Raw genomic sequence first — 1,183 nt, forward strand, 5'->3', positions numbered from 1 at the left:
CCTCCAGGTCTTCCTTGGCCTCGTCGACGCCAGCGACATCCTGGAAAGTGACGCGGCCATGCGCCTCGGTCAGAAGCTTGGCTTTCGACTTGCCGAAGCCCATGGCGCGGCCGGAGCCGGACTGCATCTGGCGCATGAAGAATATCCACACGCCGAGGATCAGGATCATCGGCAGCCACGAGATCAGCATCGAGAACAGCGAGCCGGAGCCGTCGTTTTCAGGCTTGGCGTTGATGGTGACGTTCTTGTCCTGCAGCCTGGAGACCAGCGACGGATCGCCGGGCGAATAGGTCTGGAAGCCGTTGGCGTTGTCCGTGTAGTTGCCAAAGATACGGGGGCCGGTGATGGTCACGCTTTTGACTCGGCCCGAGCCGACATCCTGCAGGAACTGCGAATAGGGAATATCGGTAGTCGCACCGCGCGTCTGCGGCGTCTGGAAAAGATTGAACAAAGCGATGAGCAGGACCGCTATGATCGCCCAGAGCGCAAGATTGCGATAATTCGGATTCATCTATTGTCCTGTTGGCGTCCGCATGCGGACCCACGATGGTGATGGAAGCTTGGGCCTAACATAGGGAGAGCGCCTCCCCTTGCCAAGCATAACAGCATGCCTCGGTTAAGCTTTCGCCCATGCTCCGCCGCGATCATGGCTGAGAAAAGGCGATGGCGGCAGCGGCGGTGCGCCGATCAGCGTGGCGACGGCGGCGGCGGGCTTGAGATCGAAGGACGGCAGGAAGCGGGCAAAGGGCGCCACAACAGGTGCGATCGGGATCGGCGGCGGCAAGGCATCGCCGCCAGCAAAATCAAGGCATTCGCCGCCGCGCCACAGCGCGGGTTCGGCGGCCAGCGCCATGCGGCGCAGGTTTGCCGGAGCACCACCCTCGGCGACGCGTTTGGCCGCGGCCGGCCCGAGGGGCGCGATCACCAACCCGCCCGATCTGTCGCTCAATGTGATCCGCCGCCGGCCGTCCCAAAGCATGCCATCCACCGCCGGAGCGGCGGCAGGCAGATTGCGGGCCTCGCGATAAAGGAAGATGCCGGTGCGGCGCGCGTCGACCACCGTCCGCGACAATGTGGCGCAAAGCGGCCCGATCCGCAGTCGCTCGAACAGGGCGCGGGAGCGCGCTTCGTCCGCAAGGAAGGAGACGCCGCCGACCGTGGCGAGCAGCATGCGCAACGCATA

At 64.5% G+C, this 1,183-nt stretch carries 1 protein-coding gene and 1 pseudogene; both read right to left on the reverse strand.

Annotation, left to right across the window (positions count from 1 at the left end; translation table 11 throughout):
• Positions 1–511 (reverse strand): ATP-dependent metallopeptidase FtsH/Yme1/Tma family protein (locus tag EOA29_RS37135; RefSeq protein WP_189479130.1); only part of this gene is annotated, 511 nt, incomplete at its 3' end.
• Between the two features lie 105 nt (positions 512–616).
• A pseudogene (locus tag EOA29_RS37140) lies at positions 617–1,183 on the reverse strand (tRNA(Ile)-lysidine synthetase); the annotation flags it as partial.

The sequence above is a fragment of the Mesorhizobium sp. M1E.F.Ca.ET.063.01.1.1 genome (assembly GCF_003998155.1).
In the GTDB taxonomy this organism is placed as follows: Bacteria; Pseudomonadota; Alphaproteobacteria; order Rhizobiales; family Rhizobiaceae; genus Mesorhizobium.